This is a genomic window from Faecalibacterium sp. Marseille-Q0746 (assembly GCF_017377595.1).
GTDB classification, from domain to species: domain Bacteria; phylum Bacillota; class Clostridia; order Oscillospirales; family Ruminococcaceae; genus Faecalibacterium; species Faecalibacterium duncaniae.
The window spans coordinates 44,987-58,551 of record NZ_JAFREI010000020.1 but is presented as its reverse complement, the minus strand read 5'-3'; the positions used below and the strand labels follow the sequence as shown (position 1 = coordinate 58,551).

The following is a 13,565-nucleotide window of genomic DNA, read 5'->3' as shown; positions in this document are numbered from 1 at the left end:
CTCTATGACCTCACCACCTTGCAGCGTGAGGCAAACCGCCTGTTCGGATACACGGCGAAGCAGACCCTTGACTACGCCCAGAGCCTCTACGAAAAGAAGCTGCTGACCTATCCCCGCACGGACAGCCAATATCTGACCGAGGACATGGGCCAGACAGCACAACATCTTGTGTCTGACCTGCTGGAGCTGCTGCCCTTTGCCCAAGAGCTTGACTTGACCCCGGAAGTGGGCCGGATTCTGAACAGCAAAAAGGTATCGGACCACCACGCCATCCTTCCCACGGCCGAATTTGTAAAACAGGGCTTCACCGGCCTTGCGGAAAGTGAGTGCAAGCTGATGAACCTTGTCTGCTCCAAACTGCTCTGTGCGGTGGCCGCACCCCACGAGTACGAAACAGTGACCGCCGTGTTCTCCTGTGCAGGGAACGAGTTCACCGCCAAGGGAAAAACGGTGCTTGTCCCCGGATGGAAAGAGATCGACCAACGGTTCCGCTCCACCATGAAAGCAGACGGCGAAGAAGAAACGGAAGCCCTGAACACCCTGCCGGAACTGGCCGAGGGGCAGAGTTTCCGCGTAACTTCTACCGTATCGGAACACTTCACATCCCCGCCGAAAGCCTACACCGAAGATACGCTCCTGTCAGCAATGGAGCGGGCCGGAGCCGAGGATATGCCGGAGGACAAGGTGAATTGCTCTGCAGGAGCAAGAGAGGGTGGCCTGGGCCAAGCGGAACGCAAGGGGCTGGGTACTCCGGCCACCCGTGCGGCGATTCTGGAAAAGCTGGTGCAAATGGGCTTTGTGCAGCGCAAGGGCAAACAGCTTGTCCCCACCAAGGACGGCATCAATCTGGCGGTGGTTCTGCCGGAAAGCCTGACCTCTCCCGTCCTGACCGCTGAATGGGAAAACCGCCTGACCGAGATTGCCAAGGGCAATGCAGACGCGGACGAGTTCATGGCCGAAATTGAAGCGCAGGTGCGCCAGCTGGTCAAGACCTATTCTTGTATCAGTGCAGATAAGCAAAACCTGTTCCAGTCGGAACGGGTTATTATCGGCAAGTGTCCCCGGTGCAGTGAAAACGTCTATGAGGGCAAGAAAAACTTCTACTGCGGGAATCGTAGCTGTCAGTTCGTGATGTGGAAGAATGACCGCTTCTTTGAGCAGCGCAAAAAGGCGTTCACACCGAAGATCGCCGCTGCTCTGCTCAAAAACGGTAAGGCAAAGGTCAAGGGCCTCTATTCCGAAAAGACAGGCAAAACCTATGATGCAACGGTGCTTCTGGCAGATACGGGAGGCAAGTACGTCAATTACCGGGTAGAGCGCAAAGAGTAAGGCAAAAATACGAGGGCCGGTTATGGTAAGGTGAAGCATTCATTTTGCCATAACCGGCTCTCTCTATCCGTAGGATAGCAAAAAAAGGAGTGTGACCAAATGAGCGAATTATTTTCCATCCAGCTGCAAAATCGGCAGCAGCAAGGCAGGGATGGCGTCTGGCTGGACCTGCCCACTACAACCGAACAGGTACAAGCGGCCCTGCGGCAAATCGGCATTTCGTCCGATAATCCGCAGGGCCTTTTCATTTCCGGCTACTTTGCCGAGGAAGAAAAGCGTTTTGCCATCCCTTACAACATGGTGCTGGCATCCAATGTGGACGAACTGAACTTTCTGGCATCACGACTGGAAACACTCTCTACCGGGGAACGCGCAGAGCTGAACGCCGCCCTGCAAGCCCCGCAGAGTGAGCTTTCCAGCATCGGGAGAATCACCGACTTTCCCGAAAACGTGGACTATTATGTGCATCTGCCGGATGTGCGCGGCCCTGCCCAGCTGGGAGACTACTACTTGAACCGTTCCGGCATGGTGGATATGCCGGAAGAATGGAAAGGCGGCATCGACACGGCGCAGTTTGGCCGGTATGTGACCCAGCAGGAGCAGGGCGCATTCACCCAGTACGGCTACCTTGTCAAAAGCGGGGACGAATGGCAGAAAGTCTACGAGGGCCAGCCTGTGCCAGAGGAATACCGGGTGCTGTCTTTTCCTGCATCGGAAATCCTGCGGGATGCGGCCAACATCCCACCGCCGGTGCAGTCCACAACAGAACAGCAGAAAGTTATTCCCATCATCCTGAACGGCAAGGACAGCACGGAACGGATGAAAGAAATCACGGACCGTCTGGAAACAGGCATTCAAGAATTATTCGACAGTGACCGCTACAAAGCCTACCTCACCACGATGGCAAAATTCCACAATTACAGTTTCAACAACACCTTGCTGATTGCCATGCAGGGCGGACAGTTGGTGGCGGGCTTCAACAAGTGGAAAGACACGTTCCACCGCACTGTGAAAAAGGGCGAAAAAGGCATCAAGATTCTTGCTCCTGCGCCCTACAAGGTCAAGCAGAAGATGGAAAAGCTGGACGAACAGGGCAAGCCGATTCTGGATAAGGATGGAAAGCCGCTGACGGAAGAAAAGACGGTGCAGATTCCGGCTTTCAAGGTGGTGTCCGTGTTCGATGTCAGCCAGACCGAGGGCGAACCTCTGCCCTCTATCGCGGTGAATAAACTGTCCGGCAGCGTGCAGGACTACCAAGATTTTTTCAAGGCATTGGAGCAGACATCCCCGGTGCCCATCGGGTTTGAGGACATCGAGGGCGGGGCGCACGGGTACTTTCATCTGCTCGACAACCGCATTGCCATCCAAGAGGGCATGAGCCAGTTACAGACCGTCAAGACGGCTATCCATGAGATTGCCCATGCCAAGCTCCACGCCATCGACCCGAACGACCCGGAACAAACCAACCGCCCGGACAGCCGCACCCGCGAAGTGCAGGCCGAAAGTGTGGCCTATGCAGTCTGCCAGCACTACGGGCTGGACACGTCCGAATATTCCTTTGGCTATGTGGCCGGGTGGAGTTCTGGCCGGGAGTTGGCTGAATTGAAAGCCTCTCTGGAAATTATCCGCAGCGCGGCCCATGAGTTGATCTCTGCGCTGGACGAACATCTGGCAGAACTGCGCCAGCAGCGGGAAACAGAACTTTCCACTGCACAGGAGGCCGCATTTGCACTGGATAATGGTAATACGCTGTTCATCCAGACCTGCGATTCTGGCTATGACTACACTCTGTATGGCCCGGACCACACGGCTCTGGACGGTGGGCAGCTGGACGCGCCCGGTCTGACCCTGCCGGATGCCGGGCAGGAAGCACTTAATCTGCTGGGGCAGACAGCCGCGGTGGCGGAAGTTCTGTTGGGCGATAAGCTGGCGGCATTCCAAGAGGCGGCGGAAAAAGCAAATGAACTTTCTGCCCCGGAAGCAGAAAAAGCCGCTGCGACAGATTTATCCGCAGAGCCTACGGTCACGATTCTGTGGAGTGAAAGCGACAAGTTGCAGGACGGCGAAATCATGCCGCTGTCTGTGGCAAACCGCGTTTTTGAAGAACTGGACACCGCCCAGCACACAGACCGGGAAAAGGATGGTTACGAGGGTGGCTGGTACGACAAGACCGCGTTCCGCATTGATTTTACCCTGAACGGTCAGCCCGACAACTACGAGGGGCGGCAGGATTTCGGTGACGGAGAGGGCTCTTTGGTTCAGCACATCCAGAACTACCACGAATACTACGCCAAAGACGAGAACTGGAAAAATTTTGTTCTGCACAACAAGGGCCCGGAAGCATGGGTACAGGACAAGGCAGAGCGGGAAATGGTGCTGACCGAGTTTATCCCGTACCTCAAACAGCATTGCAATCTTTCCGCTATGGAGCAGACCGCCACCACTGCTTTACGGGAGGAACAGAACATTTCGCCGGAACAGACCGTCTATTACAACGCGGTTGTGACCTATGTGCAGGACTGCCGCTCGATGCTCAACCAAGGCCAATACAACTTGCCGGAACCGCCCAAGCTGGCCGACTTCGACCAGAGCTTGCAGGATTACAAGGCACAGGTGCAGGCCGAGATCGCGCAGGAAGCGGCCGCTGCCGGAATGACGGTAGAGGAATACGCAGCGGCAGGATTTGAAGCACCGCAGCAGGACAGCTTTTCCATCTACCAGCTGCGCAATGAGGATTCCACTCACGATTACCGTTTTGAGCCATACGACCGCCTGCAGGCCGCTGGCCGGACTGTGGACAAGGCCAACTACGCAGAAGTTTACTCTGCGCCGCTGACTGCTGGCACCACGTTGGAGGACATCTACCGCACATTCAATGTGAACCATCCGGCAGATTTCAAGGGACATTCGTTGTCTGTTTCGGATGTGGTGGTGCTGCATCAGAACGGGCAGGACACCGCCCACTACTGCGACAGTGTGGGCTTCCAGCAGGTGCCGGAGTTTTTGCGGGAAAATCCGCTGCGCACCGCAGAACTTTCCACGGAACAAAACGAAAATATGATTGATGGTGTGTTGAACAATGCGCCCTCTCTGGGCGAATTGGAGGCAAAAGCAAAAGCCGGGGAACAAATTTCTCTGACGGACCTTGCCGCCGCAGTCAAGGCCGAGGAAAAGGCACCGAAAACCAAGAAGTCCTGCGCCGCAAAACCGAAAAAGCCGTCCATCCGGGCACAGCTGGATGCCGCAAAAAAGGAGCAGAGCAAGCAAACGCAGCCACGGGAAAAGACAAAGGAATTGGAGGTATAAGCCGTGCAAAAATTTGAAAATATGGATGTGATCGCTGCGCTGGAAGCTATTATGCACCAGAACACCGCATACTATCAGAGCGATTTTGCCTTTGACATGAAGATACTGCGGGAAGCAGCCCGCAGCGACCAGCCGGAAGATAAGCTGTTGTTGTGGCTGTCCCGGCCTTCTGGAACATTCTGCTTCCGGGAACGGGACGCGCTGCTCAAAGATACCCAAGCCTACAATACATGGAAATTCTGCGGCGAACAGACCCATGACAGGATTCTTGCCTATGCGGTGGAACTGACCGGCACGGCCAATGGAACCGTGCAAGGCAACTTGTATGAATTGGACTACCAGCAGCACTTCCAGCACATCCGGGATGCCGCCTTGCCCGTGGGTGCCAACCGTCTGATCTACGAAAGTGGGATGCGGGAGATTGGCCCGAAAGAGCATTTCGACAGCCGCCCGGACAAATATTTTGGAGAGTTCGTGCGGCATGAAATTCAGCCCCGTGACCCGGAACTTCTGCAAGCGGCCATCCGGCAGGAGCAACGCAGCCGGGAACCGGCACGGCCCGGTGATTTCAAAGAACATCTTGCGGAACTGCACACTGGGCTGATCGAGGCCGAGGCTCAGCGCATTGCAACAGATATGAAGCGGCTGGCTGCTCCCAATAGCCCGGACAAGAATCATTTTATGGTGGAGGTGTCGCCCTATTTCACCAAACTGGCATCCAGCCGGGACACGGACCAGCTGCTTGCCATGTTGCCGTACAAGTCCCTGCATCTGTCCAGCGTGAAAGACCGTTTCGGTATTTACGCGCTGATTGATAAAAACGAGAACCGAGATAAGAACATTCGCAAGCCCCGCGCTTCCGTCCGCAAACAGCTTTCCGAAACAAAACAGGCCGCCAGCCCGAAAAAGGAAGCGGCCCGCAGCAAGCAACACGAAATGGAGGTTTAACCATGAATTTCAGCGTGGAAGAAGAAAATTTAATCTGTATGTACCACACCTCTGACCGCCGCCGGACGATGGCGCGGATGCTGGCTGCCCTGCCGGATATGGATACCGAAATGCGGCGGCTTGCGAATGGCACCATTGCAAAGTTGGAGCGCATGACCGATGCTGACTTTGACGGACAGAGGTTTGATTTTACGGGTGAATAATACCGTCAGCTTGACAATAACGCATTATTTTTAATCAAAGTAATGTGTCATTGTCAAAACGAAAATAGCCGGACACGGTGGCCTTGTGGCTGCTGTGTCCGGCTATTTTTCATGTATCAGTCTTTATCTTTTTTCTCGGTGGGATTTTCCGGCAGTTCGGCGGCATCTTCTACAATGTCGGTCACAAGCTGCTGGAAGTCAAACGCATTCTTTTCTGTGATAACAGGCTTGCCGGTTTCCGCTTCAAGAGCCTGCCGCGCAATGCCGGCCACCTTGCCGCCGCGTTTGGCAACCTGCTTGTTTTCTTCAAAGGTCTGTGGCTTTGCAGTTTTGGAAATATCCGTGGTGGAGGCTTCCGCCAGCATGGTCAGCACAAGTTCCAAATCGGTCATATTGTCCCGGAGATTTTCTTTCGTCAGACCTTTCAGCCGCTTGTACTGCCCTGTGGTCATGCCAGACCATGCGCGGGAGATTTCATCGGTCAGAATGGCGTACTCCTTGCCCTTTTGCACTCCGTGCTTCTTCCATTCATCCGTCAGTTCGTTTCGGATGCGGATTGCCAAAAGCCGCTGATGAATCCATTCTTCGGAGTAGCCTTTTTTCAAATAGGTATCAAGCGCGCGGTCGATGGCCTGCTCCGGGTCGATGGTTTCCTCGATGCGTTCCTTGCCTACCATTGCCAGCCATGCCTTGAACGGTTCAGCTTTCGGAGATGGGATTGACTGGATGATGCGCAGGAGCTGTTCAGTGTTAGCGACATCCGTTTTGCGCTTTTTGCCGTCAGGAGCGGTCATTTTCAAACCATTACAATTTGTAATGGTTTCATTTCCTTCGTCTTTAAGACGCTTTTTTAGAACGCGCCAATAGTTCTGTGGGTCTGCGCTGTCAGTCAGAACAGCAATCACATCAACGATGGCAAAATACCATTCTTCCTTTTCTGCATCCCATGCAGTGCGGATTTTCTGATCTTCAAAAAGCTGGATAGAGCTGTTATCGTTCACTTCTGCCATAGAGGGTTCCTCGCTTTCGTTGTCTAGGTCTATTTTACATGATTTCGGGTGGAAACGCCACCCGGTCTAAGCGTTTGGGGTTCAAAAATCCGACCAATATTTTGTGCAGATTTACCGTTCCTGCATCTGCTCCTTTCCCGGTGTTGTCCGCAGGATGCCGTCCACATTCTGCTTGATAATGCCATACTCCTGCATCTGGCGTTTGGCATCATTGTACTGCCGCTGCATCTGGTCTTTCTGCTCGGCCAGTTGCTTATACTTGTTTTTCAGGGCGTAGAGGTCGGGCAGCTTTTGAAAGCCCTGCTCTTTTAGAGCTTTCGCCGCTGCTTCATAGAGAATCAAGGTTCCTTCATGCTTACGTCGGAACTGCTTTTTGTCAGCAGCCCGCTGATACTCCTGCAACAGTGGGTGCAGTTCCTTACAGGTGGTGACATCCTTTATCAGCACGGCCATTTCTGCAAGTCGGCGTTCGGCTGCTTTCAGCGCGGCGGCAGCTTCGGTGCTGGCGGCGGTGATCTCGGCCACCCGGCTTTCCAAATCCGGGTAACTATCAATTTCATGCTCCGTCAGAAAGTTCAGCGTCCGAGCAGCCTGTTTCAGATTGTGGAGTTTTGCCCACTTCTCATACCCTGCGGACTGCTGGGCCTTGATGCTGTTCTCCAAATCAATCCGCAGCGAAATTTTGCGGTTTTCTTTGGGCTTCCGCTCCGCAAACCGCCCTTTGATGCGCTCGGTGATAGCTTCTTCGGTGTAGGCTTCGCCCAGCGTTTTGCAGCGAGTGAACCGCCCCTGTCCGGGCGCACGGAACGAAATATACTTGCCCCGCTTGACTTCATAGCCCTGCTCCTGCAGGAGCCGCAGAAAATCGTCAAAATCCTTGGCATGCGGGATGGCTGCATCTATGGCGGTTTTCAGCTTCGCCTTCCAGCTCGTACCCTTGCGGTGTGCATCCCACTCGGCATAGCTTTTGCCCCGGTCTTGACCGGGCATCACCACAGACAGACCATGTTCCTTGCACAGCCGGTCGCTGGTGCGCCGGATGTAGGCATAACTCTGTCGGTTGGAAACATACTTTCGTTGGTTCACCATGTCCACGGCACAAAAGATGACATGGTTATGGACGTGCCCCTTGTCAATGTGCGTGGTCAGCACATACGGGTATTTGCCTTGCAGGACTTCATCTGCAAGCTGCCGGCCAATCTCGTGGGCCTGCTCCGGCGTGGTTTCGCCCGGCGCAAAAGACTGTATCAGGTGGTGGGCCAGATTGTTGCCTTTCTGCATGGCTTGTGATAGCAGCAGTTCAAATTCGATGTCGGCGGTTTCATAGGAGCAGGCAAAGGAGGACACCAGCATTTTTTCATCCGTCTTGGCTGGATTCTCGATGTAGTCCAGTGCCTTTTTCAGCGTTGACTTGATAGGATGTATCTTTGTAACTGCCATATCTGTGCCAGTGCTCCTTTGATGTCCGCAACATCTTGTGTGTACAGCGGCCCCATGCTGTTCAGCCGCCGCGCGATCTGATTGACGTTGACACCAATCTTCTGCAATTCGGCGGTCTGCGCCCGGATGTCGGTGGTGTCGATGTGGACAACATAACCATCTATCAGCATCTTCCGGGCGTAGGCAGAAAAATTCCGTGTGTGTAGCAGAGCCATCTTCTGCCGAATAAGTTCCTGTTCCTCCGGCGTCACGGGAACCCGCAGGACAATTTTTCGGGTTCGGTTCGTCATAGTTTCACCTCGTTTCTTGGGGGTCTGGGGTACTCCCCAGCAAGCATTTTTGCCGGGAGTGGCTACACTCCCTATGCTTGCTACGTTACCTTTCCCCACTACTATGACACCACAACACCCCCGTTTTGCCCGCAAAATGCAAAAAAATAAGAGGACGCTTTTGCATCCTCTCAATGACCGTGCATGACAATCAGACACACACGGGCTCTTTTTCCTGTTCATGGATTCGTAAGGCACCGTCAATGGCACCTTCTACGATGGGTAAGTATTCTTCCGGGCAAAGCTGCAGCTTGTGGCTGACCCGCTGACGTTCCGCACTTTCTTCCCGCATGAGTTCCGGGTTGAAGTACCGCTCCACGGGCAGACCACATATTTTTATCAGCTGAATCACCACCGGCAGGCTGGGCAGCGTGCTTTCGTTTTCGATGTTCGCAAGATACCGGCTGTCACAATGTATCATGTCAGCCAGCGCACTGCGGGAAAGTTGTTTTGCCTTTCGAGCTGCCTTGACATCCGCTCCGAACGTTTCAAAGCCGGGACAGTCCTCAATTTTCGCCATTCTGCATCACCCATATACATTTTATAGTTCATGAGCGATTGGCGAAATGTTGCTATATCCGTTCTGTCTACATTTTATAATTCATATTTTGATACTACTATCATTCACTTGATTATACATAATCCTTTGCAGTAGTTGTCAAAGCGAACACAAGAATATAAACACGAACGCTTCCTTTCCTGCCAAGATCAAAATAACATACAGCATCCAGAAGTTCATTCCAACGATATGTAGAGAGTTAAAATGCCACTTGTTTGAGTAACAGTAAAGCTTAAATTCTAGGTAAACTGCTCTATTTTTTTTTTTCGTCTTTATTCTAAAGGATTTATTTGATTCTCTTTTAATAAAGCAATCCATGCTTGGATTGCTTCCACCAGTACATACTGCTGACGCAAAACAGCCATACCTGTTGCGGGAATACTGGGTTCATTTTCTTTTTTCTGTATATTATATTCCAGATAGGATTTTAAGGTACTAATATTTTCCTCAATTTCTGCTATACACGATTTTTGTTTTTCAGGTGGCAAGGAATCCAAATTCACAATAACTGCGTTGAAGTCTAGAAAAATGTTAATAGGTTTTTCAGAAATCTCAAACATGAGCCGTTCAAATTCTGCTTCTCCGGCATCCGTCAGGGAATAAATCACTTTTTCTGGCATCTTCCCTTCTTTTACGATTTCGCCTCGGATTAGCCCCTTTTCTTCTAACTGAATGGCTTTTTTATAAATGGATGGAGTGCTGATTTTTACCCATTTGGATATGTTTCTATATTCTACCAACTTTTGAATATCGTAGGCACTCATTGGCTCCTTTTTCAATATTCCCAATACAATTAAATCTATGGTTGCCATGTGGAATCACGTCCTTTCGCTATGTTTTCTGAATAAAAGAACACCGTCAAATTCACTATAAAATATAGTATTGTATTTTATACTTTTTGTCAAGATAAATTGCCTCACCTCTTGACATATACTATAAATTATAGTACTATTATTTATACTGTGTAGCACTATGGCCTACACTACTGTAAATTATACCTGAAGAGACGAAAGGAGTTTTAACAATGAATGAACGCAACAACAAACTTGAGCTTTTGGGCAGTGCGCCTATCCCCAAAGCTCTGATGGCTCTCGGCATACCGATTATGATTGGGATGTTGATCAATGCACTCTATAATCTGGTGGATGCCTATTTTGTGGCTGGTTTGGGAAAAAGTCAAATGGGTGCTATTTCCGTCGTGTTCCCCTTGGGGCAAGTCGTGGTTGGTTTGGGGCTTATGTTCGGTAACGGAGCCGCATCCTATCTGTCAAGACTGCTTGGGCGCGGAGATAAAGATACCGCCAATAGAGTGGCAAGCACCGCACTATACAGCAGTATTCTGATTGGCGCCATTATCATTCTGTTTTCTACGATTTTCCTCAAACCAATTTTGGCGATGTTGGGCGCAACAGAAACAATTATGCCGTATGCCCTGACATACGCAAGAATTTATGTGCTCTCCTGTATTTTCAACGTGTTTAATGTAACAATGAACAACATCGTAAGCAGCGAGGGTGCCGCAAAGACGACCATGTGCGCCTTGCTGCTGGGAGCCGTATTGAACATCGGATTGGACCCTCTTTTCATTTACACTTTGAACATGGGGGTAGCGGGTGCAGCAATCGCCACAGCAATTTCGCAAATGGTATCCACGCTTGTTTATCTCACCTATGTTCTTCGCAAAAAAAGCGTATTTACGTTCAGCATAAAAGAGTTTTCTCCTACGAGGCAAATGATGGCGGAAATTTTAAAAATTGGAGTTCCCACTTTGGTGTTCCAACTGCTGACAAGTCTTTCGATTGCGCTAATTAACCGCACGTCCAGCAATTATGGCGATTCGGTCATTGCAGGTATGGGGGCGGTTACGCGAATTACTTCTATGGGAACTCTTGTTGTTTTTGGATTTCTGAAAGGGTTCCAGCCTATTGCTGGATTCAGCTACGGGGCAAAGAAGTTTGATCGCTTGCGTGAAGCAATCAAAACCTCAATCATTTGGTCTACAAGTTTCTGCTTAGTCGTAGGTTTGGTGATGGCTGTTTTTTCTACGCAGATTATCTCTCAATTTACTAAGGGAGATACTCAAATGATTTTAGTGGGTCAAAAATCTCTATTTGCGAATGGCCTTACATTCATTCTTTTCGGTTTCTACACGGTATACTCCTCTTTGTTTCTTGCTCTGGGCAAGGGGGCGGCAGGTTTCTTTTTGGGCGCATGCAGACAAGGCATCTGCTTTATTCCTGTCATTTTGCTGCTGCCTATGGTATGGGGAATGAACGGAATCCTATATGCCCAACCCATCGCAGATGTGATTTCCGTAGTAATCACTGTATTTATGGCATTACACCTTCATCGGGAATTGTCTATGGCTGAAAAACAGGTTATGTCCAATTCGGAAATGTAAAGAGGCGAAGAAAAAACGTCAGCTTGCTATACGGTAGTAAAAGAAGAAAACTAAGCACAGAGGAAGATAAGATGAAGATAGAATGGATTTTATGTCCCTTTTGTGGAAGCAAAACACGGTTGAAAATTCGCAATGATACAATACTGGATAATTTTCCGTTATATTGTCCTAAATGCAAACATGAAACCCTGATTGCGGTAAGAAAACTAAATTTATCTATCATCCAAGAGCCAGACGCACAGACGCAGAGCCGGTAATGCACAAGGTGAATTCACTTGTGATTATCGGTTCTTTTTTTCAGTATATGATGCGAACCTGCCCCGACTAAGGGGAAATAAAAAAGCCGTTGGTTGGAGCAGGTAATTTTACGCGCCCATTTTGAACCGGCGGCTTTTGAGAAAATCAAGGCCGCCGGTTCTTTTTTGCGTATCAGAGCGTTTCATCGTCTGTATGGCGGCCATAGGAGGATGCCGCCATGCGCCTGATATTCTATCGAACGCCTAGCTTTGAACTGTCAAAAAAAGCCTTGCTCCCGCACAGGGTCAGCAGGGCTTTTACTATGTACTATACGATGTAGCTACTGCGCGTTTCGTGCTGCCATTATGCCCGGTTGGCCGTTTTCGATCTGCTGGGCTTTTCTATTGCCATCTGAAAATCTACCTGTTTCAAAAAATATTTTTGGAAATTTTCAAAAAAGCGGGTAGAATCGGGTGTTTCGGGTGTCATATTAGCGGAAAGGGAAAAATCCACCCGACATCCCCACGGAAAGGGGGTGAGAAGATGGAAGCTATCCCTCGCAACGATGGCGAACAGTACCGATTCGATGCGTTCTGCAAAGCGGTGCTGCGAAATGAGGCCCGGAACTATCACCGAAATAAGAAACGTCTGCTTGACCGTGAAAAGTCATTCAGCGTTCTTTCGTTGGAAGAACTGGGGCAGCTCACGAGTGTAGACTATTATCCAAGTGAAGAATTTGTATTTTCATCCTACGGCTGTGATCTGCACATCGACAATGAACTTGTTGCCAATGCGTTTGCCGCTCTGCCAAAGCAAGAGCAAAGCATTCTGATTCTGTTTTGTGTTCTGGAACTGGGCGATGGCGAGATTGGCGACCTCATGGGAATGTCCCGGAGTGCTGTTCAACGGCACCGGGCAAAAACGCTGAACGAGCTGCAAAAAAAGCTAAAGGCGCACTTGCCGGAGGGAGGTTAGGCGTAAATGAACTCCTATGAACACACGAGCAGAGAGTTTTTGCCGCTCTCGGTAATTCGCTCTGCCTGCGCTGGGGACACCGATGCAGTTGAACAGGTTTTGCGACATTACAGAGGCTATATCATCAAGCTCTGTACAGGCATTCTCTATGACAAGCACGGTCAGCCTCATGTGTGCATAGACGAGTACATGAAACGCCATCTGGAAATCAAACTGATTTCTTCTATTGTAACCAAAGCCGAAACGGTCTGACCCTTTCCACGTTTCGGGACTGCACCTTGAAAAATATGCCCGCAGGACAATGGCGGTGCATTATAGGGCAAACGGATACGTTGCTGTCTGTATCGAGCCGGACGGCGGGTGCGCCACGATGCTTTTCTTTGAAAAGTGGAGCGATCACCACCACGCCGCAATGCAAGCGCGGCTGCTTGCGGGCCATGACATACAGGCAGGCTGATACTCCCTTACCGTCAAAGTCCGAGCGTTCAGAGCGTCGCAGGCAATGAGTAGGGCTGCATGAGGAATGCAGGGGTGAGATTCCCGTGGGCTGCTGCCAGCAGCCGTCCGTTGGCTCGTTTTTTGATTTTTAAGAAAGGGGATTTTTACGATGCAAGCGAAAAAAACAAACCCGGAAAAAACAAAAAATCCAGAGATGCTTACTCTGGATTCGCCTTATCGTATTGGCAATCGCTCCTTTATCGTTGAGCCGGTGTTCAAAGAAGAAAGTTCCCAGACCTTAGGAGAAGTTCTTCTCCGGCTGATGAAATCCGAAAGCGAAAAATTATAATGACCTTTCGGGAGGCAGCGGACAGAGAAAGCGGATTGTGT

At 50.6% G+C, this 13,565-nt stretch carries 14 protein-coding genes; 9 read left to right on the top strand and 5 right to left on the bottom strand.

The window, feature by feature from the left end:
• The 4 genes from J3351_RS11425 to J3351_RS11410 all read left to right on the top strand — a co-directional run.
• A partial coding sequence (locus J3351_RS11425; RefSeq protein WP_242699399.1) for a DNA topoisomerase occupies nucleotides 1–1,329 on the top strand: 1,329 nt, incomplete at its 5' end.
• Between the two features lie 99 nt (nucleotides 1,330–1,428).
• Entirely contained in the window at nucleotides 1,429–4,635 is a 3,207-nt protein-coding gene (locus J3351_RS11420; protein WP_207697781.1) for a YodL domain-containing protein, read from the top strand.
• Nucleotides 4,636–4,656: 21 nt separating this feature from the next.
• On the top strand, nucleotides 4,657–5,583 hold the full coding sequence (locus J3351_RS11415; protein ID WP_207697783.1) for a hypothetical protein: 927 nt from the start codon (nucleotides 4,657–4,659) through the stop codon (nucleotides 5,581–5,583).
• 2 nt (nucleotides 5,584–5,585) lie between these two features.
• On the top strand, nucleotides 5,586–5,786 hold the full coding sequence (locus J3351_RS11410; protein ID WP_118564492.1) for a transposon-transfer assisting family protein: 201 nt from the start codon (nucleotides 5,586–5,588) through the stop codon (nucleotides 5,784–5,786).
• 116 nt (nucleotides 5,787–5,902) lie between these two features.
• On the opposite strand, the gene J3351_RS11405 is transcribed toward J3351_RS11410, so the two are convergent.
• From J3351_RS11405 to J3351_RS11385, 5 genes are all read right to left on the bottom strand, one after another.
• Complete coding sequence (locus J3351_RS11405) at nucleotides 5,903–6,796, bottom strand: Bro-N domain-containing protein (RefSeq protein ID WP_207697780.1); 894 nt, start codon at nucleotides 6,794–6,796, stop codon at nucleotides 5,903–5,905.
• 111 nt (nucleotides 6,797–6,907) lie between these two features.
• Entirely contained in the window at nucleotides 6,908–8,236 is a 1,329-nt protein-coding gene (locus J3351_RS11400) for a relaxase/mobilization nuclease domain-containing protein (RefSeq protein ID WP_207697779.1), read from the bottom strand.
• Nucleotides 8,197–8,526 carry a plasmid mobilization relaxosome protein MobC gene (gene mobC / locus J3351_RS11395; protein ID WP_015536573.1) on the bottom strand — a complete coding sequence of 110 codons (330 nt, stop codon included), beginning with the start codon at nucleotides 8,524–8,526 and terminating at the stop codon, nucleotides 8,197–8,199. The genes J3351_RS11400 and mobC overlap by 40 nt, the downstream gene beginning before the upstream one ends.
• Before the next feature lie 190 nt (nucleotides 8,527–8,716).
• Entirely contained in the window at nucleotides 8,717–9,085 is a 369-nt protein-coding gene (locus J3351_RS11390) for a helix-turn-helix transcriptional regulator (RefSeq protein WP_207697778.1), read from the bottom strand.
• A gap of 311 nt (nucleotides 9,086–9,396) precedes the next feature.
• On the bottom strand, nucleotides 9,397–9,936 hold the full coding sequence (locus J3351_RS11385) for a PadR family transcriptional regulator (RefSeq protein ID WP_097793623.1): 540 nt from the start codon (nucleotides 9,934–9,936) through the stop codon (nucleotides 9,397–9,399).
• A 212-nt stretch (nucleotides 9,937–10,148) separates the two neighbouring features.
• Here J3351_RS11385 and J3351_RS11380 point away from each other — a divergent pair, with 212 nt between their 5' ends.
• From J3351_RS11380 to J3351_RS11360, 5 genes are all read left to right on the top strand, one after another.
• Nucleotides 10,149–11,525, top strand: a complete 1,377-nt coding sequence (locus J3351_RS11380) for an MATE family efflux transporter (RefSeq protein ID WP_207697777.1) — start codon at nucleotides 10,149–10,151, stop codon at nucleotides 11,523–11,525.
• A 71-nt stretch (nucleotides 11,526–11,596) separates the two neighbouring features.
• Nucleotides 11,597–11,782, top strand: coding sequence for a cysteine-rich KTR domain-containing protein (locus J3351_RS11375; RefSeq protein WP_097793625.1), 186 nt, complete (start codon nucleotides 11,597–11,599; stop codon nucleotides 11,780–11,782).
• Between the two features lie 523 nt (nucleotides 11,783–12,305).
• Nucleotides 12,306–12,737 carry a sigma-70 family RNA polymerase sigma factor gene (locus J3351_RS11370; RefSeq protein WP_207697776.1) on the top strand — a complete coding sequence of 144 codons (432 nt, stop codon included), beginning with the start codon at nucleotides 12,306–12,308 and terminating at the stop codon, nucleotides 12,735–12,737.
• 6 nt (nucleotides 12,738–12,743) lie between these two features.
• The gene (locus J3351_RS11365) at nucleotides 12,744–12,989 is read left to right on the top strand and encodes a helix-turn-helix domain-containing protein (protein ID WP_207697775.1); all 246 of its coding nucleotides are present in this window, start codon (nucleotides 12,744–12,746) and stop codon (nucleotides 12,987–12,989) included.
• A gap of 355 nt (nucleotides 12,990–13,344) precedes the next feature.
• Nucleotides 13,345–13,524, top strand: a complete 180-nt coding sequence (locus tag J3351_RS11360; RefSeq protein WP_207697774.1) for a hypothetical protein — start codon at nucleotides 13,345–13,347, stop codon at nucleotides 13,522–13,524.
• The last annotated feature ends 41 nt before the right edge of the window (nucleotides 13,525–13,565 follow it).

Excerpts from the sequence above, each read along its gene's own strand:
- J3351_RS11400 (WP_207697779.1), bottom strand. The coding sequence starts at position 8,236 with ATGGCAGTTACAAAGATACATCCTATCAAGTCAACGCTGAAAAAGGCA.
- J3351_RS11370 (WP_207697776.1), top strand. The coding sequence starts at position 12,306 with ATGGAAGCTATCCCTCGCAACGATGGCGAACAGTACCGATTCGATGCG.
- J3351_RS11405 (WP_207697780.1), bottom strand. The coding sequence starts at position 6,796 with ATGGCAGAAGTGAACGATAACAGCTCTATCCAGCTTTTTGAAGATCAG.
- J3351_RS11365 (WP_207697775.1), top strand. The coding sequence starts at position 12,744 with ATGAACTCCTATGAACACACGAGCAGAGAGTTTTTGCCGCTCTCGGTA.
- J3351_RS11380 (WP_207697777.1), top strand. The coding sequence starts at position 10,149 with ATGAATGAACGCAACAACAAACTTGAGCTTTTGGGCAGTGCGCCTATC.
- J3351_RS11375 (WP_097793625.1), top strand. The coding sequence starts at position 11,597 with ATGAAGATAGAATGGATTTTATGTCCCTTTTGTGGAAGCAAAACACGG.
- J3351_RS11420 (WP_207697781.1), top strand. The coding sequence starts at position 1,429 with ATGAGCGAATTATTTTCCATCCAGCTGCAAAATCGGCAGCAGCAAGGC.
- J3351_RS11410 (WP_118564492.1), top strand. The coding sequence starts at position 5,586 with ATGAATTTCAGCGTGGAAGAAGAAAATTTAATCTGTATGTACCACACC.
- J3351_RS11385 (WP_097793623.1), bottom strand. The coding sequence starts at position 9,936 with ATGGCAACCATAGATTTAATTGTATTGGGAATATTGAAAAAGGAGCCA.
- mobC (WP_015536573.1), bottom strand. The coding sequence starts at position 8,526 with ATGACGAACCGAACCCGAAAAATTGTCCTGCGGGTTCCCGTGACGCCG.
- J3351_RS11415 (WP_207697783.1), top strand. The coding sequence starts at position 4,657 with ATGGATGTGATCGCTGCGCTGGAAGCTATTATGCACCAGAACACCGCA.
- J3351_RS11360 (WP_207697774.1), top strand. The coding sequence starts at position 13,345 with ATGCAAGCGAAAAAAACAAACCCGGAAAAAACAAAAAATCCAGAGATG.
- J3351_RS11390 (WP_207697778.1), bottom strand. The coding sequence starts at position 9,085 with ATGGCGAAAATTGAGGACTGTCCCGGCTTTGAAACGTTCGGAGCGGAT.